The organism is Shimazuella alba (assembly GCF_009831235.1).
Classification (GTDB): Bacteria; Bacillota; Bacilli; order Thermoactinomycetales; family Thermoactinomycetaceae; genus Shimazuella; species Shimazuella alba.
Genome location: NZ_WUUL01000009.1, coordinates 123,557 through 146,284 on the forward strand (window position 1 = coordinate 123,557; position 22,728 = coordinate 146,284).

The 22,728-nt window shown below is 39.4% G+C and carries 21 protein-coding genes and 1 pseudogene; 13 read left to right on the top strand and 9 right to left on the bottom strand.

What is annotated here, in order from left to right:
• The first annotated feature begins 15 nt into the window (after nt 1–15).
• Genes GSM42_RS13975 through GSM42_RS13985 form a run of 3 tightly spaced genes read left to right on the top strand, consistent with a single transcriptional unit; the run spans nt 16 to nt 2,567 of the window.
• A complete protein-coding gene (locus GSM42_RS13975) occupies nt 16–1,476 on the top strand; it encodes an alkaline phosphatase family protein (protein ID WP_160802149.1) in 1,461 nt (486 codons plus the stop codon).
• A gap of 51 nt (nt 1,477–1,527) precedes the next feature.
• Nucleotides 1,528–2,229 carry a hypothetical protein gene (locus tag GSM42_RS13980; protein ID WP_160802150.1) on the top strand — a complete coding sequence of 234 codons (702 nt, stop codon included), beginning with the start codon at nt 1,528–1,530 and terminating at the stop codon, nt 2,227–2,229.
• A 32-nt stretch (nt 2,230–2,261) separates the two neighbouring features.
• Complete coding sequence (locus GSM42_RS13985; protein WP_160802151.1) at nt 2,262–2,567, top strand: winged helix-turn-helix transcriptional regulator; 306 nt, start codon at nt 2,262–2,264, stop codon at nt 2,565–2,567.
• A 119-nt stretch (nt 2,568–2,686) separates the two neighbouring features.
• On the opposite strand, the gene GSM42_RS13990 is transcribed toward GSM42_RS13985, so the two are convergent.
• The 4 genes from GSM42_RS13990 to GSM42_RS14005 all read right to left on the bottom strand — a co-directional run bounded on the left by GSM42_RS13990 (nt 2,687) and on the right by GSM42_RS14005 (nt 3,934).
• A complete protein-coding gene (locus tag GSM42_RS13990) occupies nt 2,687–2,920 on the bottom strand; it encodes a hypothetical protein (protein WP_160802152.1) in 234 nt (77 codons plus the stop codon).
• A 196-nt stretch (nt 2,921–3,116) separates the two neighbouring features.
• Nucleotides 3,117–3,464: a hypothetical protein gene (locus GSM42_RS13995; protein WP_160802153.1), complete on the bottom strand. Its 348-nt coding sequence runs from the start codon at nt 3,462–3,464 to the stop codon at nt 3,117–3,119.
• Nucleotides 3,465–3,625: 161 nt separating this feature from the next.
• A complete protein-coding gene (locus GSM42_RS14000) occupies nt 3,626–3,787 on the bottom strand; it encodes a hypothetical protein (protein WP_160802154.1) in 162 nt (53 codons plus the stop codon).
• Nucleotides 3,788–3,934, bottom strand: coding sequence for a hypothetical protein (locus GSM42_RS14005; protein ID WP_160802155.1), 147 nt, complete (start codon nt 3,932–3,934; stop codon nt 3,788–3,790). It lies immediately after the preceding gene.
• A gap of 210 nt (nt 3,935–4,144) precedes the next feature.
• Between GSM42_RS14005 and GSM42_RS14010 the strand changes: the two genes are divergently transcribed.
• Nucleotides 4,145–5,677 (top strand): fumarate hydratase, encoded by a 1,533-nt coding sequence (locus tag GSM42_RS14010; protein ID WP_160802156.1) that lies wholly within the window; start codon nt 4,145–4,147, stop codon nt 5,675–5,677.
• A 101-nt stretch (nt 5,678–5,778) separates the two neighbouring features.
• Complete coding sequence (locus GSM42_RS14015) at nt 5,779–6,693, top strand: DUF1002 domain-containing protein (protein ID WP_160802157.1); 915 nt, start codon at nt 5,779–5,781, stop codon at nt 6,691–6,693.
• A gap of 72 nt (nt 6,694–6,765) precedes the next feature.
• Here the strand turns inward: GSM42_RS14015 and GSM42_RS14020 are convergent.
• Nucleotides 6,766–7,323 (bottom strand): annotated as a pseudogene (locus GSM42_RS14020) (nitroreductase family protein); the annotation flags it as partial.
• 77 nt (nt 7,324–7,400) lie between these two features.
• Nucleotides 7,401–8,354, bottom strand: coding sequence for a DMT family transporter (locus GSM42_RS14025; RefSeq protein ID WP_160802159.1), 954 nt, complete (start codon nt 8,352–8,354; stop codon nt 7,401–7,403).
• Between the two features lie 127 nt (nt 8,355–8,481).
• On the opposite strand from GSM42_RS14025, the gene GSM42_RS14030 reads away from it, so the two are divergent.
• From GSM42_RS14030 to sdhB, 5 genes are all read left to right on the top strand, one after another.
• Complete coding sequence (locus tag GSM42_RS14030; RefSeq protein WP_160802208.1) at nt 8,482–9,840, top strand: aminotransferase class I/II-fold pyridoxal phosphate-dependent enzyme; 1,359 nt, start codon at nt 8,482–8,484, stop codon at nt 9,838–9,840.
• A 148-nt stretch (nt 9,841–9,988) separates the two neighbouring features.
• On the top strand, nt 9,989–13,138 hold the full coding sequence (locus GSM42_RS14035) for an MMPL family transporter (RefSeq protein ID WP_160802160.1): 3,150 nt from the start codon (nt 9,989–9,991) through the stop codon (nt 13,136–13,138).
• Nucleotides 13,139–13,488: 350 nt separating this feature from the next.
• Complete coding sequence (locus GSM42_RS14040; RefSeq protein WP_338055306.1) at nt 13,489–14,145, top strand: succinate dehydrogenase cytochrome b558 subunit; 657 nt, start codon at nt 13,489–13,491, stop codon at nt 14,143–14,145.
• Between the two features lie 16 nt (nt 14,146–14,161).
• Complete coding sequence (gene sdhA / locus GSM42_RS14045) at nt 14,162–15,919, top strand: succinate dehydrogenase flavoprotein subunit (RefSeq protein ID WP_160802162.1); 1,758 nt, start codon at nt 14,162–14,164, stop codon at nt 15,917–15,919.
• On the top strand, nt 15,916–16,689 hold the full coding sequence (sdhB, locus tag GSM42_RS14050; RefSeq protein WP_160802163.1) for a succinate dehydrogenase iron-sulfur subunit: 774 nt from the start codon (nt 15,916–15,918) through the stop codon (nt 16,687–16,689). Before sdhA ends, sdhB begins: the two co-directional genes overlap by 4 nt.
• Nucleotides 16,690–16,799: 110 nt before the next feature.
• Here sdhB and GSM42_RS14055 read toward each other — a convergent pair whose 3' ends face one another.
• The gene (locus GSM42_RS14055) at nt 16,800–17,648 is read right to left on the bottom strand and encodes an HAD family hydrolase (RefSeq protein WP_160802164.1); all 849 of its coding nucleotides are present in this window, start codon (nt 17,646–17,648) and stop codon (nt 16,800–16,802) included.
• Between the two features lie 485 nt (nt 17,649–18,133).
• Here GSM42_RS14055 and GSM42_RS14060 point away from each other — a divergent pair, with 485 nt between their 5' ends.
• From GSM42_RS14060 to GSM42_RS14070, 3 genes are all read left to right on the top strand, one after another.
• Nucleotides 18,134–18,736: a hypothetical protein gene (locus GSM42_RS14060; RefSeq protein WP_160802165.1), complete on the top strand. Its 603-nt coding sequence runs from the start codon at nt 18,134–18,136 to the stop codon at nt 18,734–18,736.
• 323 nt (nt 18,737–19,059) lie between these two features.
• Nucleotides 19,060–19,794, top strand: a complete 735-nt coding sequence (locus GSM42_RS14065; RefSeq protein ID WP_160802166.1) for a hypothetical protein — start codon at nt 19,060–19,062, stop codon at nt 19,792–19,794.
• A 1,254-nt stretch (nt 19,795–21,048) separates the two neighbouring features.
• The gene (locus GSM42_RS14070) at nt 21,049–21,396 is read left to right on the top strand and encodes a hypothetical protein (RefSeq protein ID WP_160802167.1); all 348 of its coding nucleotides are present in this window, start codon (nt 21,049–21,051) and stop codon (nt 21,394–21,396) included.
• A gap of 767 nt (nt 21,397–22,163) precedes the next feature.
• On the opposite strand, the gene GSM42_RS21515 is transcribed toward GSM42_RS14070, so the two are convergent.
• Nucleotides 22,164–22,280 carry a DUF3885 domain-containing protein gene (locus tag GSM42_RS21515; protein ID WP_160802209.1) on the bottom strand — a complete coding sequence of 39 codons (117 nt, stop codon included), beginning with the start codon at nt 22,278–22,280 and terminating at the stop codon, nt 22,164–22,166.
• Complete coding sequence (locus tag GSM42_RS21520) at nt 22,244–22,564, bottom strand: DUF3885 domain-containing protein (protein ID WP_476712896.1); 321 nt, start codon at nt 22,562–22,564, stop codon at nt 22,244–22,246. Before GSM42_RS21520 ends, GSM42_RS21515 begins: the two co-directional genes overlap by 37 nt.
• Between the last annotated feature and the right edge of the window lie 164 nt (nt 22,565–22,728).

Genomic DNA, 22,728 nt, shown 5'->3' on the forward strand with positions numbered 1-22,728 from the left:
TATATGGGTGAACAGATGAAGGAGGTCAGTTTTATTATACATAAACCGATTATATGCCTGTTGATCGACTCGTTGATGGATGCACCATTACAAGAAGAAATTCAAGCAGGTCGGGCTCCTACTTTACAGTTTCTTCGAGATAATGGTACCTATTATCCACGAGTCGTTAGCCCTTTTCCTACTATGTCTGTCTCTATTGACTCCAGCATGCTCACAGGTAAACCACCCAACCAGCATGGAATCTATGGTCTTACTTATTATCATCAAAAACAAAAAAGAGTTTACAATTTTGGTACGGGTCCCAAAGAAATCTTTTTGTTTGGTGTAAAACGAGTACTCCGAGCCGGGATGCTGGAATTAAACCAAAAACTACTCCATAAAGACGTAAAAACGTTACATGAAGAAACGGATGAGCCTACTGCTTCTATTAATGCAATGATTTATCGCGGAAAAAATCATACGAAATTACGAGCTCCTTGGATTGCTTGGCTAACAGGACTACTACCCAGAAAGATCGAAGCATCTGTGCCAACATATTTTTCATACGGCTCTATGCACACCATCGATAAAAGATCTCATCCAAAAAATATGCTGACCCAATTTGGCGTAAATGATCATTTTTCATCGATGGAGATTATTTCCTTGATTAAACAAGACAAATTACCTCGCCTTTCTCTTGTTTATTTCCCAGGAAATGACATAATCGTACACAAAAAAGGTACTTCTGAGGGAAAAGGGATTAAGAAAACCGATGATGTCTTAAGTCCCATTTTAGATGCGTTTGGCTCATGGGAAGAAGCAATACAAAAATGTAATTTTGTCGTACTTGGGGACAGTGGGCAAACCAATATGGTGAAGACAGATACATACATCGATCTACGTAAGATTCTCCATCCATATGCGATCATGCCACTTTCAAGAGATACACCTCAACCCGAGGACCAGCTCATCACTTGTGTAAATGAGCGTATGAGTTATATATATATTTTAGATGAACAAATATCTTATCAAGACGTTGTTCGATTGTGTAAAGTAGAAAAAAAATTAGATGTTATCGCTTGGCAAGAAGAGGACGGCTGGATCCATGTAGTAAGTGGACAAACCGATGGCGCTCTCAGTTTTCGAGCAAATGGAGAGTACCATGATGAGTTCGATCAAAAATGGCAGCTAGAAGGAGATATCTCCATATTGGATTTAACACTTGATGAGCAAACAATCCAGTATGGAATGTATCCAGATGCATTATCTCGATTATCCGGAGCACTAGATCCAAAAAGTCGAAGTGTCATTGTTACGGTATCTCCTGGCTATGAACTAGTCGGCCAAGGTTCACCGAAGCATAAAGGTGCATCCCATGGTTCTCTACATCACTTGGATTCATTAGTACCGATGATTGTTACTGGAATACAGCAACCTCCTGAAAATTTACGAATCATTGATTTAAAAAAATGGTTTCTCGGATTATTAGAGGAATGAGCCAAGCATCCCCGTTCATACATGTAAAAAAACAGGAAACGGGGATTTTTCATGTCTACTTTGCAGACCAAAAAAAACATTCAATCCTTTGATTGGGAAAAATATTGGCCGAACCTGTCTCCACTTTACCTGTCTTATTTAGAATTAGAACGAGATCCTTATTATACATTTCTACCTACAGATGAACTGGAAGAGTATTTACAAAAAGCAATGCATATTGGTGCTCAAGCAGCTAAATCTTATATCCAAATGGATAATCTTTCCTTCTTTAATCATGTACTAAAAGAAAATATTCGTATTCATTTGTTAGAACAGCATCCACAACAATCCAATATTCGAGCACAATACAATAGAAAAAAACAAACGATTGTCATCTATAAAAATTCTATAAAGGAAATCCAACGCTTTCTTTCAAACGAAATTGGCGAAATTGCTCACATCGATCTCATCATTCTTCACGCATATCATGAATGGTTTCATCATTTAGAGGAAACATCTATAGGAAGAACAGATTTAAAATTCCGATCTGTTGTTATTAAAAAAAGAGGACCATTCCTTGTAAAACGTCCATTGTCACGATTACGTGAAATAGCAGCGCATTCCTTTACCCAAACAGCACTTGGCTTAAGATGGTCTCCACTTCTACTTGATCAATTTCGCTATCTTCTATCAAAAGGATATACGAACGCAAAAATTCGTGAGAGTTTTCAAGACACGCAAAGAACATACTATGCTATAATAAATAAAAAATAAGTCACTAACGGTTAAGAAGTGGAGGGAATTCGGTGGAAAGTTGCATCTGTCCTAAATTCGAAGCAGCAATTGAAATATTAGCAAAAAAATGGACGGGTCTTATCTTGCGGGTTCTCATGGAGGAAAAACGCCGTTTTCGCGATATACGGGAGCAAATACCGCAGATGAGCGAACGGATGTTGGCTGAACGCCTCAAGGAATTAGAGGCTTCTGGACTAATCAATCGGCAAGTTTATCCCGAGACACCTGTCCGCATTGAATATACACTAACTGATAAAGGAAAAGCCCTGCAGCCTGTTTTGGATTCTATTGAGAAGTGGGCACATGAGTGGATATAAAATCTTATTTTATACTAAGAAACCTCCCTTTTGGGAGGTTTTTCTCATAGGTAGGCGGGAGAACAATTTATAAAACATAATTGTTCTCCCCTGACTTTTAAAAGTCAGTTTTGCCAGTTTTACTTGCGATAGTGGGTCAAATAGGAGAGGACCACTGGCAGTTTTTCATGCTGCTCATTGGTCATCCATGAAGGCTTGCTCTCCTCCAGCTTCTGAACATACCGAATAAGTGCCTTTCCTGTCAGGGAATTGGCTCGCTTCTCGAAGAAACCCCCAGCAGGATCATCCAGTGCCTTGATGAGCTCCTCGATGTCCTCATTTGGGAAAAGCCGCTCATAATCGGACATCTTCATATCGCTAACCTTTCATTCAGGTAGTAACTACTGACTACGCTAATTATATCAATGTTTACATGATTACAACATATATCATCTAAAGATCATTCTTTTATTTCTCACTCCTGCATACTCAACTGACGAAAGCCTTAAAATAGACTCACGCCGCTACCTACAATAGGTAGCGGCGTGTTGCTGGTAAGTCAACTAAAAACTAGTTCCAAGTTGTCTTACCGGCAAAAACCATATTATCCAACGTATCATGGAAATCCATGCCGTACTTACGGATGATCTCCTTACTATATTTATCGAGATCTTCATTAGCCTTTCTAAGATCTTTCTGAACCGAAGTCTTTTTGGCTTGCAGTTGATTCATCTTATTTTGAAGATTTTTCAGATCGCTCGGGTTATCCCCAAGTTCTGCAGCATCTCGTACTTTCTGAAGTTCGGATACTTCTCGATAAACAGCAATGAGATCTCCGTCCAGACGCTTACGCTTATTAACTAGACCCGAATAAATTCGCAGAATTTCGTTGCGTTCTTTGATGTTAGGGTCAGCCATGATTCCATCCAATCAATCTGATTAATAACCATTTTATTATATCAGTTTTTTATCGGAATGATAATGAAAATATACACATGAGGTCATATAAAATTTGACTTTAAAAGCGCTCACGCCGCTACCTTAGAAGGTAGCGGCGTGTTGTGTAAGACAGTTAGAAGCTAGTTCCAAGTAATCTTACCAGCAATATATTTCTGAACCAGTTGATCGAGAAAGTCCTCACCATGATCCCGGGTGATCTCATCATGGAAATCAGCAAACTTCTTATGTGCTTGTTTACACTGAGTATGGAGTGTATTGCGCTTCTGGATCTTGCTCTCCATCTACCTCTGAGCAGTTTCTCGTTCCTTCTGCTTCTTTGGATCGTAATAGTCCAGTTCCAGACTGTCTCGGACACCCTGATGCTCGACTACTGCTCGCTGGGCAGTCTCTAATTCTTCCTTAAGCCGCTTCCACTCCTTATAAAGCACGTGGTGCTTCTTCAGAAGCCTGGTGCACTCATCGGTGTTAGGAACAGCCATAGTCTTTCCAATCAATTTGAGTTTATATCGCATTTTATTATAGCATTATTTTCATTAGGTGGTATATGCCATACTAGTCTTATTTCCTTCCATACTATCTTGCATACCTGTGTTAAAATAAAGTTGACTTTGTGGCGAAAAAAAGAGAGGTTTTTGAACATGCAATCATTTGAACAATCCATGCTCACCCTGATTACGGACACATCTACCCAATTATCTCCTGATGTGCGGGAAGCAATTGACAAAGCAAATGCAAAAGAAGACAGTGGAACACGAGCAGCACTTGCACTTAGCCGAATTACGGAAAACATTCAAATGGCAGAACAAAAAGTATCCCCAATCTGCCAAGATACTGGTATGCCAACTTTTATCCTTCATGTACCTGTTGGGGCAAATCAGTTGGAAATGGAAAAAGCGATCAAAAACGCCATTGCAACAGCTACCAAACAAGGAAAACTACGTTCTAATTCTGTTGATTCTTTGACTGGTGCTAATACAGGTGACAACTTAGGTCCTGGAACACCTGTCATCCACTTTCACCAATGGGAAAAAGATTACATTGATGTTCGCCTCATCTTAAAAGGCGGTGGATGTGAAAACAAAAATATCCAATACAGCCTTCCAACAGAGTTAGAAGGACTCGGTCGTGCTGGACGTGATCTCGATGGTATTCGCAAATGTATTTTACATAGCATTTACCAAGCACAAGGCCAAGGTTGCAGCGCTGGTTTTATTGGCGTTGGTATTGGTGGAGATCGTACCACTGGTTATGAACTAGCAAAACAACAATTGTTCCGCCATGTTGATGATGTAAACCCAATTGAAGATTTAGCCAAATTAGAAGACTACATCTTAGAAAAAGGAAATACATTAGGAATTGGAACGATGGGCTTTGGAGGTAACACCACTTTGCTCGGATGTAAAATCGGTGTGATGAACCGTCTTCCTGCCAGTTTCTTTGTATCTGTTGCCTACAACTGCTGGGCATTCCGCCGTCAAGGTGTGACGATCGATCCAGATACAGGAGCTATCCAAAACTGGTTGTACAAAGAAGAAAGACCAAAAGTAGAAAAAACAGCAAAATCACAAGAAGAAGCAAAAAGTTCAAATCGACAAGTTGTCCTTACCACCCCTATCACCGAAGAACAAATCCGCGACCTGAAAGTTGGCGATGTCGTGGTGATTAATGGTTTAATGCATACTGGCCGGGATGCTCTACACAAATATTTGATGGATAACGATTCTCCAGTGGATCTAGAAGGAAGCGTAATTTATCACTGTGGACCTGTAATGCTCAAAGATGATGAAGGAAAATGGCACGTTAAGGCAGCTGGTCCTACAACTAGTATTCGAGAAGAACCATATCAGTCCGATATCATCAAGAAATTTGGAATGAAAGTAGTAATCGGCAAAGGTGGTATGGGTGCTAAGACATTAAAAGGGCTTGAGGAACATGGGGCTGTCTATCTGAATGCGATCGGTGGAGCAGCTCAATATTATGCGGAATGTATTAAAGAAGTAGAGGGCGTGGACTTCCTTAACTTCGGTGTTCCAGAAGCAATGTGGCATCTGAAAGTGGAGAACTTCGCTGCGATTGTAACAATGGATTCTCATGGAAATAGTCTGCATGCAGATGTAGATAAGTCCTCATTAGAAAAATTAGCACAATACAAAGAAACCGTATTTAAATAAATTCCAGTTCACATCTGCGTCACAAAACGGTAAAATGGAGAGGGAATACGAAATCACGATCCCCCTTTGTACTTGTTTTTACTTATTAAGGAGGTTTGACTTTGAAACTTTTATCAAAGCTTGCTTTGGCTTCACTCTCTCTTGTCACTGCATTTACAGTTGTCCTTCCTACAGGAACATTTGCAGATGCTGTTGAAGGAGATACGGTTGTTACGTTAGGGAAAGACCTTACGATACAACAACAAGATAGTATTTTGGCTGAAATGAAAGTGCCAAGTAATGTTAATAAAATCTTTGTAACTAACCAAGAAGAACATCAATACTTAGGAAAATATATGTCTGCTGCAACAATCGGAACTCGTGCACTATCTTCCGCAAAAATCACGATCGCTGCTCCTGGTTCAGGGATTTCTGTGAAAACTAATAATATTACAACCATAACCGATGCTATGTATGCCAATGCTGCCATTACAGCAGGTGTTCGAGATGCAGACATCTATGTAACAGCACCGATTCGTGTATCTGGTACTGCTGGTCTTACTGGGATTATCAAAGCATTTGAAAAAGCTACTGGGAAACAAATTAGTGAAAACCAAAAACAAGTTGCAAACCAAGAAATTGTCAGAACCCAAGATATCGCAAAAGATATTGGTGGTGATTCGCAAACTGCTGGTAACCAAGCCGCTCAATTTATGAACAACTTAAAACAAGAGATCGCAACTCAAAATCCTCAAAGCGCACAAGAATACAGAGATATTATTATCAATGTAGCTGGAGATTTAAATATCAATTTAAACCAAACAACTATTGATCAGTTGGTTCAATACGGTCAAGCGTTCTCTACGCTGAATATCGATTACAACCAATTGAGCGATCAAATTTCTAAGTTGCGTGGTAGCCTTGGCGATGTACTCAGTGTAGATCCTCAAGGAATCATTGACACTATCTTGGAATTTATCGGAAGTATCTTTAGTACCATCGGTGATTTCTTCACCTCTTCTTCTTCTCAACAATAATTATAGAGAATAAAAAAATCTCCTTTTCGGAGATTTTTTTATTAGTTTTACAGCCAAACTAACTTATTCTAACTAGAATGATTCGTGAATCACAATACGATCCAACGGCAATCGTGTAGTGGCATGTGCTTGCTTAGATGCGATCCCTGCTGTGATTATCATCACCGGAACGAACCGTTCTGGTATACGAAGTTCTGCAACTAACTCCTCAGCCTGAAAACCTCCCATTGGAACAGTAGCATACCCTTTTGATTTTGCAGCTAACATCAGTTGCATGGCAAATAGCGAAGCATTTAAAAATGCACTATCACGTGATTTATGTTTTCTGTTTTCATATTCTTCTTTCATATCATCTAACAAATGTTTATATGTTTGCTCTGGCAAATCTCCAGATTGAACCAAAGGAAGATAAACAAACTCAGTATTCTTATCAGCTTCTAAATCACCTAGAATAATAAAAACAACAGAAGCATCTTCCACTTGTTGCTGATTATTGACGATTGGCAATAAGTTTTTTTTATGAGCTGGATCTTGTACCACTATTACTTGCCAGTGTTGTAAATTCCATGCTGAAGGTGCAGTTTGAGCTAATTGAATCATTTCTTCTATTTCATCTTGAGGTATGATATGACTTGACGAATAGAGTTACGCTCTGTTAGTACTTTTGAAAAAGAAAGCATCCTATTGGTTTTCATTTTTTTATCCTCTTAATTTTTTGTGTGTAATTCCATTTTACTCTTGATTGGTAGGGAGGATTTTCCGCTCCATCGCCCTGCCAGATTTGTTCCTATCACACCCACAATAATCATTACTGCACCAATTATATGGAAGTAAGTCACTTGCTCATCGAGAAATACCATTCCTGCTAGAATAGAAACCAAGGTGCTCAGATTGTTAAATACACTTACTTTATAGGCTTCTAGTTTAGATAGAGCATAGTTGGAAAGTAATATCGCAAAGACACTACTAAAAGCAGCTAAGTAGAAAATACTATACCAATAAACTGGCTGATAAAACGGCTGTATCATTTGTGACATCGTCCCATTAACAACATGTTGAACAATGCTTATAACTATAAAACTGACAGCACTAAGCATAATAATCACATAACTAAGATCATAAGCTTTATAGGTTTGACCAGAACGGCGTACCATTATGGTATACACTGCAAATGTCAGGGTGGAAGCGAGTAAAAATAAAATACTGCCCATATGATCGAAAGAAATAGAAGTTCCTTGCATAAGGAAGATAAATATCACCCCTGATACAGATAAAACCAAAAATAATCGCTGCCAAAGATTTGTTTTCTCTTTCAAAAACATAGTAGAAAGAATAATAGTGAATATAGGAGCTGTCGCTTGGATAATACCGCCTTCGGCAGAAGTTGCTCCAAGCAAGCCCAAAGTTTGAAAAGTGAAAAAAAGGATTGGGTAGAGTAAGGCAAGTGGAATGAGCCTATAAATATCTTTAAATTTTATCTGTAACTTTATCCATCCAAATACGACAGGAATTGTAAGCATCACAGATGCTAAAAAAAATCGAGTAGCGAGAAAATCCATGGGTGTAGCAATATTCACGACTAATTTAACGAACATAAAAGAAAATCCAATAAAAATCGAATATGTGATAGCAGCGAGATACGCCATTTTGGTTCCTTTCATCTCTTGGAACCTCCTATTTACAATATTTCTTGGCTGGTCTGCCAGTTAAGGTAACTATACCTAGATATAACCCTTCTGAAAATATATAATCACTTTAACTGTACCGGTACAGAGAGGATGAAGGATGATCTATAAATATGAAGCAATTATAGAAGAACTACAGACAAAATTATTAAATGGAACATGGAAGGAGGGACAAAGTCTCCCATCTATTCGCCAGCTCTCCGATTACTATCAATGCAGTAAAAGTACGATTATTCGGGCATATGCTGAATTGGAACGACAACATCTGATTTATGCGATTCCACAGAGTGGTTATTATGTTGTAAAACAGCAGTACCAGCAACACAAATCCAGTGATGCATGGATCAATTTTGTTTCTGCATCACCTGATCCAGCCTTGTTTCCATATCGTGACTTTCAACATTGTTTGAATCAAGCAATTGACCGCTATCAAAATGATCTATTTGAATACGGGACTCCCCAAGGACTTCCATCCCTCATAAATGTATTGCAAAAATTACTTGCTGATCATCAGGTATTTGCGCATCGCGAACAATTTGCCATTACTTCCGGCGTACAACAAGCACTATCCATTTTGACTATGATGCCTTTTCCCAATTCCAAGGAGACCATACTGATCGAACAACCTAGTTATCATCTGTTTATCCAAATGCTTGAGTTATTAAATAAACCGGTTATTGGCATACATCGAACGCAGAAAGGCTTTGATTTAGAACAGCTTGAACATCTGTTTCGTACAAAACCGATCAAATTTTTTTATACGATGCCTCGTTTTCAAAATCCTCTAGGCACCTCATTATCACAAAAAGACAAAAAGGCTTTAGCTGAGTTAGCCAACCGATATGATGTATATATTGTGGAAGATGATTATTTGATAGATTTGGAAGTAGAATCCAAAGCAGATCCGATCTATTCCTTTCAAAATGGTCGAATCATTTATCTAAAGAGTTTTTCTAAGATTTTATTTCCTGGTTTGCGAGTGGGAGTAACCATCCTTCCCTCTGAATTAGTTCCCCTGTTTCGGCAGTACAAAAAATTCCAAGATATTGATAGCTCTATGCTTTCTCAGGCAGGGTTAGAAATTTATATCAAAAACGGTATGTATCACTATCATCGTGAAAAAATACGAGCAGCCTATACCGCACGAATGCAAATGCTTCATGACACCATCGTATCGATGAAGATGGATGAATACATTTCCTTTCCAGCTATTCAAACTGGATCACATTCGCATCTCGTCCTGAAAAGACCTATTTCCATGTCCAAACTGGAACAAACGTTGAGACAAAACAATATCATTATCGGTTCTAATGCTAAAAACTACCTGAAAACTTACCCCAGAGATCACTTTTTGCAAGTGAAAATTTCCAATGTTCCTTCGGAAGCAGTGCGAGATGGGGTTACTGCTTTATTACTTGCAATAAAAAAGTTGTCTGACTTGAATGCTAGACAATTTTTTTGATCCTACAAACTCGAATCCAAGCAATATTCCTTTTCTTCGATTGGTATCATGTGCCATTCTTGTGTCATTTCTGTTTCAAATCAAAAGCAATGATATAATAATTCTATTCGTGTTCGAAATTACATCCTATTGGTGGTGATACGCAGCTATGCGCAGTATTATTCGATTGAAATGGTTTTGGCTTGTGTTTTGGGTAGCGATCCTTGCAGTGATCCTATTTACCATGCCTTCCATGGATACGTTAATAAGGGAAAAAGGACAGCCGAATTTGAGCGGGACATACTCATCAAGTACTGCTTCCAAATTACTAGCTGAATTTCACAAGAGTGATAAAGGTGGTAAAAACCTTGATACAATTCTTGTATTCCACAATCCAAAAGGATTTCAATCAGAACAGAAAAAGCAGATCGAACAAAAACTAAAACAGATCGAACAGAATAAAAATTTACATATTCAATCTCTTCTGAGCCCATTTGAAAGTAAAGATGCAGAAAAACGACTGCTTTCAGCCGATCAAAAAACGATCATGGCAATTGCGAGTGTGGAAAAAACTACACAAACCATCCCACAAATTCGAGCTCAATTGGAGCCGCAAATAAAAATAGAGGGGATCCAAACATATCTAACTGGCGATGGTTACATAGAAGAGGATTATGCGAAAAATTCGATTGATGGTGTAAAAAAGACAGAATTCTTTACGATCATTTTTATCGTTTTGGTACTTATCCTAGTCTTCCGGTCTCCTGTTACACCGATTATTTCGCTTCTCATTGTTGCTGTTGCATACCTTATAGCGCAAGGAACAGTGGGTTTGTTGGTAGAATATTTCGACTTTCCTTTTGCCAATACCACACAAATATTCCTTATACTAGTCTTATTTGGAGTAGGAACAGACTATAATATCTTGCTACTTATGCGTTTTAAGGAAGAACTAGGTCTTGGTAAACCACTGCTCACTTCTATTGTAGAGACCTATCGAACTGCTGGTAAGACGGTATTTTATAGTGGTTTAGCTGTATTAATTGGATTTAGCATGATTGGTTTTTCTAATTTCTCCATCTATCAATCAGCTGTCGCAGTAGCGATCGGTATCGTTTTCCTGTTAGGTGCTCTCTTTACATTAAACCCTATTATCATGGCGCTTATGGCACAACGGTTGTTCTGGCCGTTAAAAAATTTCCAAGGGCATGGACAAAGTCGTCTATGGTCACGGCTAGGACATTTTTCCGTTATTCGTGTGTCGATTAGTATTCTTTTAGTAGTAGTACTTTGTATACCTGTGTTCCTTTTCTATAAAAACCAACTTTCTTTTAATAATTTAGCAGAGATCGGTCCTGATTCCCCATCTGTAAAAGGTTTTCATGTCGTTTCTCAATCTTTTGGTGCAGGTCAAACCTTACCGACTACGCTAGTTATCAAATCAAAAACACCGATGGATTCAGCCAATGGCTTAGCATTTTTAGATCAAATCCATGAGCGTTTGACTCAAATCAAAGGTGTGAAAGATGTTTATGGACCGACCCGTCCAAATGGGCAGTATCTAAATGATCTCTATCTTTCCAAACAGACTAAAGGTGTGAGCTCAGGAATTAATCAATCCAGCAGCGGTTTGGATAAGATCTCCCAAGGATTATCAACCGCATCAGATAAGATTAAAACATCTACATCTGGTGATTTAAATGATATTAATAAACTTATTGATGGAACCGTTTCTGTTCGATCAGGACTTGGGCAAGTCCAAACAGCCTTATCTCAAATAAACAAAGGTATCAAGCAAGGTGCTACAGGAGCAGAACAAATAGAATCTGGACTGGCAGACTTGGAAATTGCTTTAAAGAAAGTAAATAGTTCTACCAAACAACTGAGCTCTGGATACATACAAATTAGCACTAGTCTAGGAAAACTGGCTCCAGGCTATCAAGGTATTGCTTCTGGTATTAACAGTCTAGCTGCATGGAACAGTACCATACAAACTTCCGTTGCTTCATTAGAAAAAGATCATCCTGAACTAGAAGACGATGCTAGCTTGACTTCTCTGAAAAATGCAAGCAATAGTATGTATCAAGCTTTACCCGCTCTTCAACAAAACATCACAAAATTAAATAGTTCATTATCTTCTTTAAATAACAGCTTAGCTTCTGCTAACAAAAGTCTTTCGCAGATCTCTAGCGCTCAATCGCAAATCACCGCTGGAACAACCCAATTAAAAAAAGGTGCTGGTAATTTGGCCAAAGGGTTGACCCAAGGGGCATCTGGACAATCACAAGTAATCTCCTCGATCCCTTCCATGAATGATGGACTCAATGCAATTACAAATGGACAACGGAAAGTCTTGGCTGGGTTAAACGACTTTGAGTCTAAGATGAAAGAGCTGCAACAAGGATTATCACAGAGTGCGACTGGTCTTGATAAGATCAATAACGGTTTATCAACAGCAAATAATTATTTGACAGAAGTAACTGGTGAAGGATCACCTTATGGTACCTTTTTTGTTCCAAAGGAAGTACGAAACAGCAAAGAATTCCAAACCGCAATGGATCTTTACATGTCTAAAGACCGTAAGATTGTTACATGGACAATTCCATTATCCGTTGATCCATATTCGAAGGAAGCAATGCTAATTGCACATGAAATCGATACAACGATTCGAGAGACGATCTCACATACGCAGTATACCAATTTGCAAATTGGTACTGGCGGAGTATCTTCGGTCAACTATGATTTGCGAAATATATCGGACGAAGATTTCTCGCTCACGATCATACTCATGTTAGCTGGTATTGGTGTTCTGCTTCTTATTATGTACCGTTCTGTTTGGATAACGGTAACCATTCTTGGAACCTTGATTCTTGCTTACTATTTTTCCCTCACTGTCTCGGAGAATATCTTTACCAATTTCTTTGGAGTCACAGGTCTTTCTTGGACCATACCGTTCTTCTCGTTTATCATGATTATTGCCTTAGGTGTTGATTACAGCATCTTTGTGATGATGCGATACAAAGAATACAAACATCAAGGTATGGTAGTAGCCATCTTAAAAGCAGTTGAGCGAACAGGCAGTGTCGTCATATCCGCAGCAATCATTTTGGCGGGAACTTTTGCAGCCATGTATCCCTCAGGTGTAACGACTCTTGTACAAATAGCAACCGTCGTTATCATTGCACTGTTGTTACTCGTTTTTGTACTTCTGCCAATGGTATTACCTGCTTCGATTTCCTTACTGGATCGCATCATGAAAAGTGATCAAGAGACTACTATTCCAGAGAAATCGGATGATGGATATGAATATTATTCCTAGAAAAGAGACCGAATATGGTCTCTTTTCTTTTCATCTGTTCATAAACCTAATTTTTATATATCTAAATTATGGTAATTCTAAAATGTGTCGTCATTTTGTTTGGCTCGATTATAAGAGAAAAAGCTATCTATAAAAATAATTTATTTACAAAAACTCAATATAAGGATCATCCCGTTAAATCTGTTGATTGAAATAAATTTTTAGGGATAAAAGTAGTTATTCCTTATGATTTTAACTCCCAAGCAGCTATGTCGATTTCTTGACGCTCGATGGATATTGGGAGTACAATAAGAAACGTTGAAGACCCTATGAAAACATTCATTACGGTAACGAGAAACGGAGGCTTAGTTGTGAGCAATCAGACCGATTTTCTCAACCGGCGGCTTCACTCCCTACTGGGCGTGATACCGGTTGGATTTTTTTTGCTCGAACACTTTTATACGAACTATCATGCAACCCAAGGCGCAGACGCATTTGTAGAAGCAGTTAATTTTCTTTGGGCTATTCCCCTTTTGCCTGTCCTTGAAATTTTCTTTATCTTCATTCCTTTGATGTACCATGCTTTTTATGGGCTCTATATTGTTTTTCGTGCAAAAAATAATGTGAGTCAATTTGGTACTTTTCGGAATTACATGTTTGTGATCCAACGGATTACAGGTGTAATTACCCTTATCTTTATCATATGGCATGTATGGCAAACACGGATTCAATTGTTGTTTGACTCTACGCCAACTGCACATGAGTTAGCTATGGATACAGCTAGTATTTTATCAAATGATGTAACAGCTATTTTATATGGGATTGCTGTTATTTCTACTGTTTTCCACTTCTGTAATGGTATGTGGTCATTCCTCGTAAGCTGGGGTATCACAATTGGACCACGTGCACAACTTGTTTCCACATGGGTATGGATTGTAGCATTCGTTGTTATTTCCTACTTTGGCATCAGTTCCATACTTGCTTTCAATGATCCAAACTTTGCAATTAACGTGACAGCACTGCAATAGAAGGGAGCTCTACCAAATGAACGAAAAAATTATTATCGTTGGAGGCGGTTTAGCAGGACTAGCTGCTGCATTGCGTTCTGCCGAAGCAGGTGCTTCTGTTGACCTTTTCTCCATCGTACCTGTTAAACGCTCCCACTCCGTATGTGCACAAGGCGGTATCAATGGAGCAGTTAATACAAAAGGGGAAGGAGATTCTCCTTGGGAGCACTTTGATGACACCATCTATGGCGGAGATTTCCTCGCTAACCAGCCCCCTGTAAAAGCAATGTGTGAAGCGGCTCCTGGGATCATCTATTTGATGGACCGGATGGGTGTGCCATTTAACCGTACCCCAGAAGGATTGATCGACTTCCGTCGCTTTGGTGGAACCAAACACCACCGTACAGCTTTTGCTGGTGCTACAACTGGACAGCAGCTCCTCTATGCACTAGATGAACAAGTACGTCGCTATGAAGTAGAAGGAAAAGTAGTGAAGTATGAACAATGGGAATTCCTTTCCATCGTTCAAGACGATGAAGGCAGATGTCGTGGTATCGTCGCTCAAGATATGCGCAGCAACGAAATCAAAGCATTCTCTGCTGATGCTGTTATTTTAGCTACGGGTGGTCCTGGAATCATCTTTGGTAAATCTACCAACTCCATGATCAATACAGGTACTGCTGCAAGTGCCGTATATCAACAAGGTGCATACTATGCAAATGGAGAGTTCATCCAAGTTCACCCTACTGCGATTCCTGGAGATGATAAACTTCGTCTCATGTCCGAATCCGCCCGTGGGGAAGGCGGACGTGTTTGGACTTACAAAGATGGGAAACCTTGGTATTTTCTTGAAGAAAAATATCCTGCCTATGGAAACCTTGTACCTCGTGACATCGCAACTCGAGAAATCTTTAAAGTATGCGTAGACTTAAAACTTGGGGTTAATGGAGAAAACATGGTTTACCTTGACTTGTCTCACAAAGACCCAAAAGAATTGGATATTAAACTTGGTGGAATCATTGAAATTTATGAGAAATTCATAGGAGAAGATCCACGTAAAGTTCCAATGAAAATCTTCCCAGCTGTTCATTATTCCATGGGCGGACTTTGGGTAGACTTTGATCAAATGACCAATATTCCTGGACTATTTGCTGCTGGCGAATGTGAATACCAGTACCATGGTGCAAACAGACTTGGTGCAAACTCCCTTCTCTCCTGTATTTATGGTGGTTTGATCACAGGTCCAAAAGCAATAGAATACGTTCGTGGATTAGATAAATCCGTTATAGATTTTGATCCTGCTTTCTCTGAGTCACAACGAAAAGAACAAGAAGATAAATATGAAAACACCCTCAAGATGGAAGGTACAGAAAATGCTTATGTGATCCATCGTGAGCTTGGTGAATGGATGACTGATAATGTAACAGTTGTACGCTACAATGATCGCCTGCAAAAAACCGACGAAAAGATCCAAGAATTGATGGAGCGTTACAAAAAAATCAATATGGTGGACACCAGCAGATGGAGCAACTCCGCTGCACCATTCACCCGTCACCTATGGAACATGCTGCAACTATCTCGTGTTATCACATTAGGAGCGCTTAATCGTAACGAGAGCCGTGGAGCACATTACAAACCAGAATTCCCAGATCGTAACGATGAAAAATTCTTGAAAACAACCAAAGCACGTTTTACTCCAGAAGGACCAGAACTATCTTATGAAGATGTCGATACCTCATTAATCAAGCCCCGTCCTCGTCGTTATGATGTGGCGAAAGGAAGTGACAAGAAATGAGTGAACAAACAGCTGTAGTAGAACAACAAAAAACGGTTCACTTGATTTTTACTCGACAAGATGGTCCAGATAGCAAGCCATATAAAGAAGAATTTCATGTTCCTTATCGGAAAAACATGAATATCATTTCTGCGATGATGGAAATTCAACGAAATCCGGTAAATAGCAAAGGGGAAACAGTTGCGCCGATTCAGTGGGAATCTAACTGTTTAGAAGAAGTTTGTGGAGCTTGTTCGATGGTGATTAATGGAAAACCTCGCCAAGCATGTACAGCACTTGTTGATAAACTACAACAACCAATCCGAATTGGTCCTATGAACACTTTTCCGGTTGTTCGTGACCTTGTTGTCAACCGTGGTCGCATGTTTGATGCTTTGAAAAAAGTAAAAGCGTGGATCCCTGTAGACGGCACACACGATCTAGGTCCAGCTCCTCGCCAATCAGCTATAGAGCAACAATGGCGTTATGAGCTATCCAAATGTATGACATGTGGTGTTTGCCTAGAAGCATGCCCAAATGTAAATGATAACTCTGCCTTTATTGGCCCATTTGCAGTTGGACAAGTAACCTTGTTCAATGCCCATCCAACAGGCGCTCTAAACAAAGAAGAACGTACAGACGCATTGATCTCCGATGGTGGACTACAACAATGTGGGAATTCCCAAAACTGCGTACAAGCATGTCCAAAAGGTATTCCACTTACAACTGCTATCGCCACTATGAACCGCGAAGCAACAAAACATATGTTTAAAAAATGGTTGTCCTTCTAAGTTACGACAGCGTGCCTCTTTTCTAGAGGTATGCTGTTTTTAAATTTATGCTAAAAAAGCGACTGGGCATTGTCCTAGCTTTTACACTAGAACAATGCCCAAAACAACCCTTATCGGAAAACAGCTCCTACCTTGCCCGGATCGGAGATAAAATATTCGATCTCGTACTCCATAGCCCCAAGAAAATCAATAAACGATTTAATCACTATCTCCACACCTGCTTCCAACAAGGCAAACTGCTTGGCATCCGTGTATGCCATTCCCAAAAAGTAACGAACACCAGCCTTATCGGCAGCTTCTTTGTCCGAAACAGAGTCACCGATCATCAAGGTTCTACTCGGATCCGCTTTAAGTGCTTCCATAGCTTCACAGAGCATATCTTTGTTTGGTTTAAGAGCCTCTGGGTCAGGACTTGTCCGTCCAAACACGTTATCTTCAAAGAAGCGAATTACTTTACTCTTCTTCAAAAAAATCTTTACCGCCTTTGGGCTGTTGTTCGTCGTAACTGCAATCTTTTTGTTCCTCGAGACCAGACATTCGACAAACTGATCAAAAAGATCGGTAGCGATCGTTTGTCCAGCTGCTCTACACTCCCATTCACAGAGGATGGATTCGAGCTTATATGCGATTGCTCGAAGTTCTGAATTTTTACTCTTACACAAAGATCCATAGAATCGGAGAATTGCGAGGGGATCATCTTCATATTGCATTCTCACAGATTCCGGATTCATCGGCAACCGATCATTTGCAAACAGCACACCTTCCTTATAAAGGAAAGTTTTCATTTGGTCAGCAGCACTGTATGCAGGATAGATGGCGAAGAAGTCGAGAGCTACACCATCCATATCAAGCAGAACACAGTCAACATTTTCCATCATTTTGTGCAATTCCTGATATTCCTGCTGATTAGGAAGGTTGAACTTGCGATAGGATTCTTGGAGATATGTTGAAAGAAGCATGATTCCTCATTCACTCTTTAAGGATTGAATTCATCATTATTATAACAAAAGAATCAGATATATGGAGTTCCTTAATTAATTTATCTGTATTCATCCATTGGAAGAAATCATACATCTAGATTGCAAAGCTAACATGAGTTGCATGGCAAACAGAGAGCCATATAAAATACACTTTCTCATCTTGTAGAAAGAGGTGTTTGATAGGCGCTTTATCCGTTAATGCCTGGTGATATGCTTGTTCTGATATAAACCAAAAAGTATTTTTACTACTGTGATCGCTATGATGAACTGAGCAGCAAAAAACACATGTTTAAAGACGGTTGTCTTCTAAGTTTATATAAAAAAGCGATATTTGCTTCGGTTGCAACTCATATACATCTGTTTCCCTTTTGTAGAAATAAATGTACCCTGTCTATGTTCTTTCCGATAGAAAAATTCATTGGTATAATAACTACAAGTAAAAGTGACCACACAAGGAGTGTGCCATGAGACTCACTGTCCTTCGTCGACAGGATGAGAACGACTCTCTTCTGCCAGACGATGTGAAGGAATTCGTGTGCCAGTTCGTTCCTGACAAGAAGAAGAAAAAAGCAGTCAAAACCCTGATTCCGACATACAAGAAATTTAACAAGGAGCAGCGTTACCGCTTCCAGCAGGTAATGCGCCTTCTCTTCCCCAGACTCGGAACCGATCAGTGTGAGAAAACAGGATGGCAGCCCGGGCTCCCTATCCAGGAAAGTATCCAGATCACGGCACGCTTTGCCATGCTCTCGAAGGAGTTGGAAGAAGCTGTAAAGCTGTCTCTCCTCAAAAGGGCATCACAGCAGATGAATCCGGGACGTCGACCTGTGGGACGCGTCACCTATCCTTCCCATGAAGTCGTCGTACTTCTCTGGCTTTACGAAGAAGATACTGACCGTTGGGACACGGACAACCGGATCTCTCAGTTCAAGCATTCCGACTACACTGCTGCACTGTCCAAGTTGGACGAACAGCAGCGTCAGGAGCTGGAGCTCTGGATCACCGTGTTCACTGTCCCTCCTTGCTCTAAACTGGTAGATGCAGCCCACGAGCTGCTGTCGGTCTGATCGAATCTGTTCTTGCACATAGTGTGGTCATGGGCAGCAGAACATTCTGTTGCCCACCCATTTTATAACAATAGCATGTAAGTTTATCTTTCTATAAAGGCTAAAAAACAAAAGACACTTCTTCAAAAAATATTAGGAACTACAAGATAAAAAATGACCCCATTTAGGATGTTTCTGCTAAATGGGGTCTTTTCATGTCAATTTTATTGCTCTATGGTGCTTTCTGAAAAGGTTTTTTCTAATCTACACATAACTAGATTGATCTTACATCCGATAATGGTACAATAAAACTACAGTACAAGCGACCACACAAGGAGTATGTCATGGGTATTCGTCGATTCTTCAAGCCGTTCGAGTCTGCGCGTGAGGAGATGGAGGAGTACATCAACTCCCTGCCGGAAGACCAGGAGCCTGCCGCAAGGAGGGCGCTCGAGCTGTTCTTCCCGGTCTCCGAAGCGGAGAAGGGCGTGCTCGGCGGGATCTACATCACCGCTGGGACCGACAAAATCAACGTCAGCGTCCCGCAGCTCAAGGAGCTGATCTCAAGCTACGTGGAGCTGACCCACGAGCAGCGAGTCACCTTCGTCAAGGCTGTTCCCCTGTTCATGAAGCGACTCGACTATGACTTCAACCTCAGGGAAGAAGGGCTGCCGGTTTCCGATCGCCTTCAGATCGCGAGGCTATTTGCGGAGCTGCCTGACTTTTTGGCAGAGACGATCAAGCGGACCCTCCTGTTCATGTACCTGTCCGAAGTGAAGAAGAGTGAGGCACAGGTGTGTACCAGGGGACGACGATTCTACGTCAACACAGAACGTCTCAACGCTCTCAACATCCTGTTCAACGACTTTGCTGATGGTGCTCACCAGATGAACACCCTCCTCATCAATGACCTCGACGTGGACCAGATGAGGTACCGCATGATGACCGCTCTCAATGTTCTGGACAACGAACTGAAGCAGCAGGTTGATCTGTGGGTCACCTGCCTGTCACACGACGGTGGTTCTCTGCCTGTGGGCGCTGCCCGCAAGCTGATCGAGCTGCTCTCGCCAACAGCTTGATCCCAAACCCAAGGGCTCTACAGCTCTGCCCTGTGTGGTCGCGGGCAGCGGAAACCTCCGTTGCCCGTCCATTTTTATATATTGAAATGATCTCCATATGTTGATCCTACTATAGACCACGTGAGTAGAATTGTATTTATTAATTAATAGGTCTTCCACCTTACGATCCGTAACATAGAAGACTAAGACCAGTCTATTTATATTAAAGTTGGTTTAACTTTTAGCATAGTAAATCGAGTAGTTATCATTTACTTGATGCAAAGGATCCTGTCAATTTTATGTTTCATTAAATTCAGCCATTGCTTCATACTGTTTGATAACGGATCATTTCATTTTTCAAAAGCACGTTGAAAAGATCTTTCTATGTTTCCAAATTTCTTGTGTCAAGATCATCAAGCAATTGCTTCATGCTTTCTATGAAGTAAAAACGATTCAAAGAATTGGGCTTGCTGCTCATAGCCATCAATTTCCCTTTCTTGGGAAGAGGTTTCGACCTTTCTTACTTTCACTATACCTTTTGCTTGATCTCTTTTAAAAGTGTTCTTATGTTCACTTTAAGAGGAACAGTGAGACGGTAGCTGCTCCCGTCCAATGGTGTGTGGTCCCTTATTTCCTTGAATTTACCCCTGTTCGAATATTACTTTACATTCGATTTTCTCTTAGCTTGATGGCTATTTTTGCCCAATCCCCAAAAAAGTACATGAAGGGATAATCCGTAAATAACAAGATAAGTTTTCGCTAGGCTATAATTTAATTTAGGATACTAATCGATTCTAGAAAGGATCAGTGTGAAACTTGCAGTCTACCACGACTTTTATAACAAGAGTATTCTTCCTTTCTGTTGCAGACACCATCTTATTGCTATCTTTAATTGTACGAACAATTAAAGATTCGATTCATATTCTTTAATCCTTCTGTAAAAAATGCTACTATTGATTTTTCCTTTTTTCATGGCTTCTACAGCTGTTAAGTCAAGATAAACAGCTTTTAAGTGGATGTCACTACCCCTATACGGCAGGAACGCTGTCACTAGGTCATATAAAAAAATAAAGTTTTTATCAGGAAAACTATTCCCATAATATTTAAAACAATAAATGAAATTAACCAAAATAGTTATAAAACTTGCACTTCTTTACAAGAATAATTCTTTTTTTATTAAAATAAATAATAATTCAAGTAGGAAAATGAACTCACTCTATCGAATACCTTGTTGATTAAAGCAGATTTTCTATTACACCAAGAAAGGTTGTTCTCATGTATATCATAACTCTTATTTTGGAACTCACTCCCGAAACAGACTACAAACAAATCATCGAATTCTATGAGAAAAAGATTGCGCTTCCATCCCTCAAAATACCTGCAATAGAGCGAATAAACTGCGTTCAACTTATTTCAACCCCCTATAATGATTATGATACGAGACCACTACGAAATCTCTTCTACCAGATTCAAATTTCGTTTACGTCGGAAGAAGCAGTGGAAGAAGCCCTGCAAATGCCAGAAACTATGGGACTTATTCAACGTTTCATCATCTTTAGCAAGTGCAAATTTCACTTTTTCGTAGGACATGAGCATACCTTTTATAAAGAACAGCCTGAATAAATATGAAAGCGCTTAGCCTTTCATAAATAATTATCATATATCGAAAATGATCGTCATCCCATGATTGAAATTGTTTTAGCAGAAAAAGAAATTATATATATAATCAGCTACATAATAAAAAATAATGATCTATTTTTGATTTAAATAGGAAAGGTTGTCTGTATGTATATTGTTACTCTTATTATGGAGCTAAAGCCAGATACTGATCATTTACCAATCTTTGATTTTTTTCGAAAAGAAAGTGCACCTTCGATCTTACAAATTGAAGGGATTGAGAAAGTCAAAACGACCCAATTGCAATCCACTCCATTCAACGAATATGACAACACTCCTCTACGGAATCTTTTTTTTCAAGTTCAAATATACTTTTCCTCAAAAGAAGCTCTTCAAGCTGCTATGAAACTACCATTGAGCATGGAGTTAATAGATAATTTCCTCACTTTTAGTAAATGCACTTTCCATTGGTTTATAGGACACGAAAAATCCTTTCCCGATAAATAAGAATCCATCAATAATTGCAAAACCGCACCATAAGGTGCGGTTTTTTGTATATGATGAACTGTTTAATAAAACAAAGAAACTTCTCTTTTTTAACTTGCATGGAAAACCTAAAACGACAAAAGCCCTACCTCTCTTTCATCTTTGCGGCTCCGATGACCGCGCCAAATGAATTGGGCTTCCAACAAATAGAACTTTCTCTGTATTCATCTTGCTAGTTTCAACACGACTTACATTATAACACTCTTCATCAAATATTACAATTTATCTCATGATTTTAGAAACAGGTTATCAATACCTTCCCTATCGTAATCTAATACCCAATCTGAGTATGTCTGGTAAATTTCTCTTAATTCCTCCGTAGATGCAGCAATAACATCACAAATTGATGAGTGAGAATCTCTTCCTCTGTTTCATCAAACATAAATGGCATCTGATAATGGCTAAAAGTAAAGCGTACAGCACGATTCGTTACATATTTATTGTAAATATTAGTTTTTTTTAACTGTTTCTTTTTCTCTTGATAAACATTTATGACTACAACAAGATCATCACCTGTATGAAAAATCGTGCGAAATAGTTTTATTGCTCTATCATAAAACATCTTGTAAATAATACTTTTCCTTTCTGTTTCACGATTCCCATTTGAAACCAGATACCTATATCCCAGCTATAAAAAATGGGTGGTTGAAGAGACAGCTTTGGGAAATATGTATGGAGATAAGTTGCAACTTTGTTCCTATCCTTTTCTGACATCATCTTCTCCTTCTCTCACTTCTGCTCACATACATATTTATATTTTCTAGGTGAGGATTAAACGCTTTCTATTAAGTT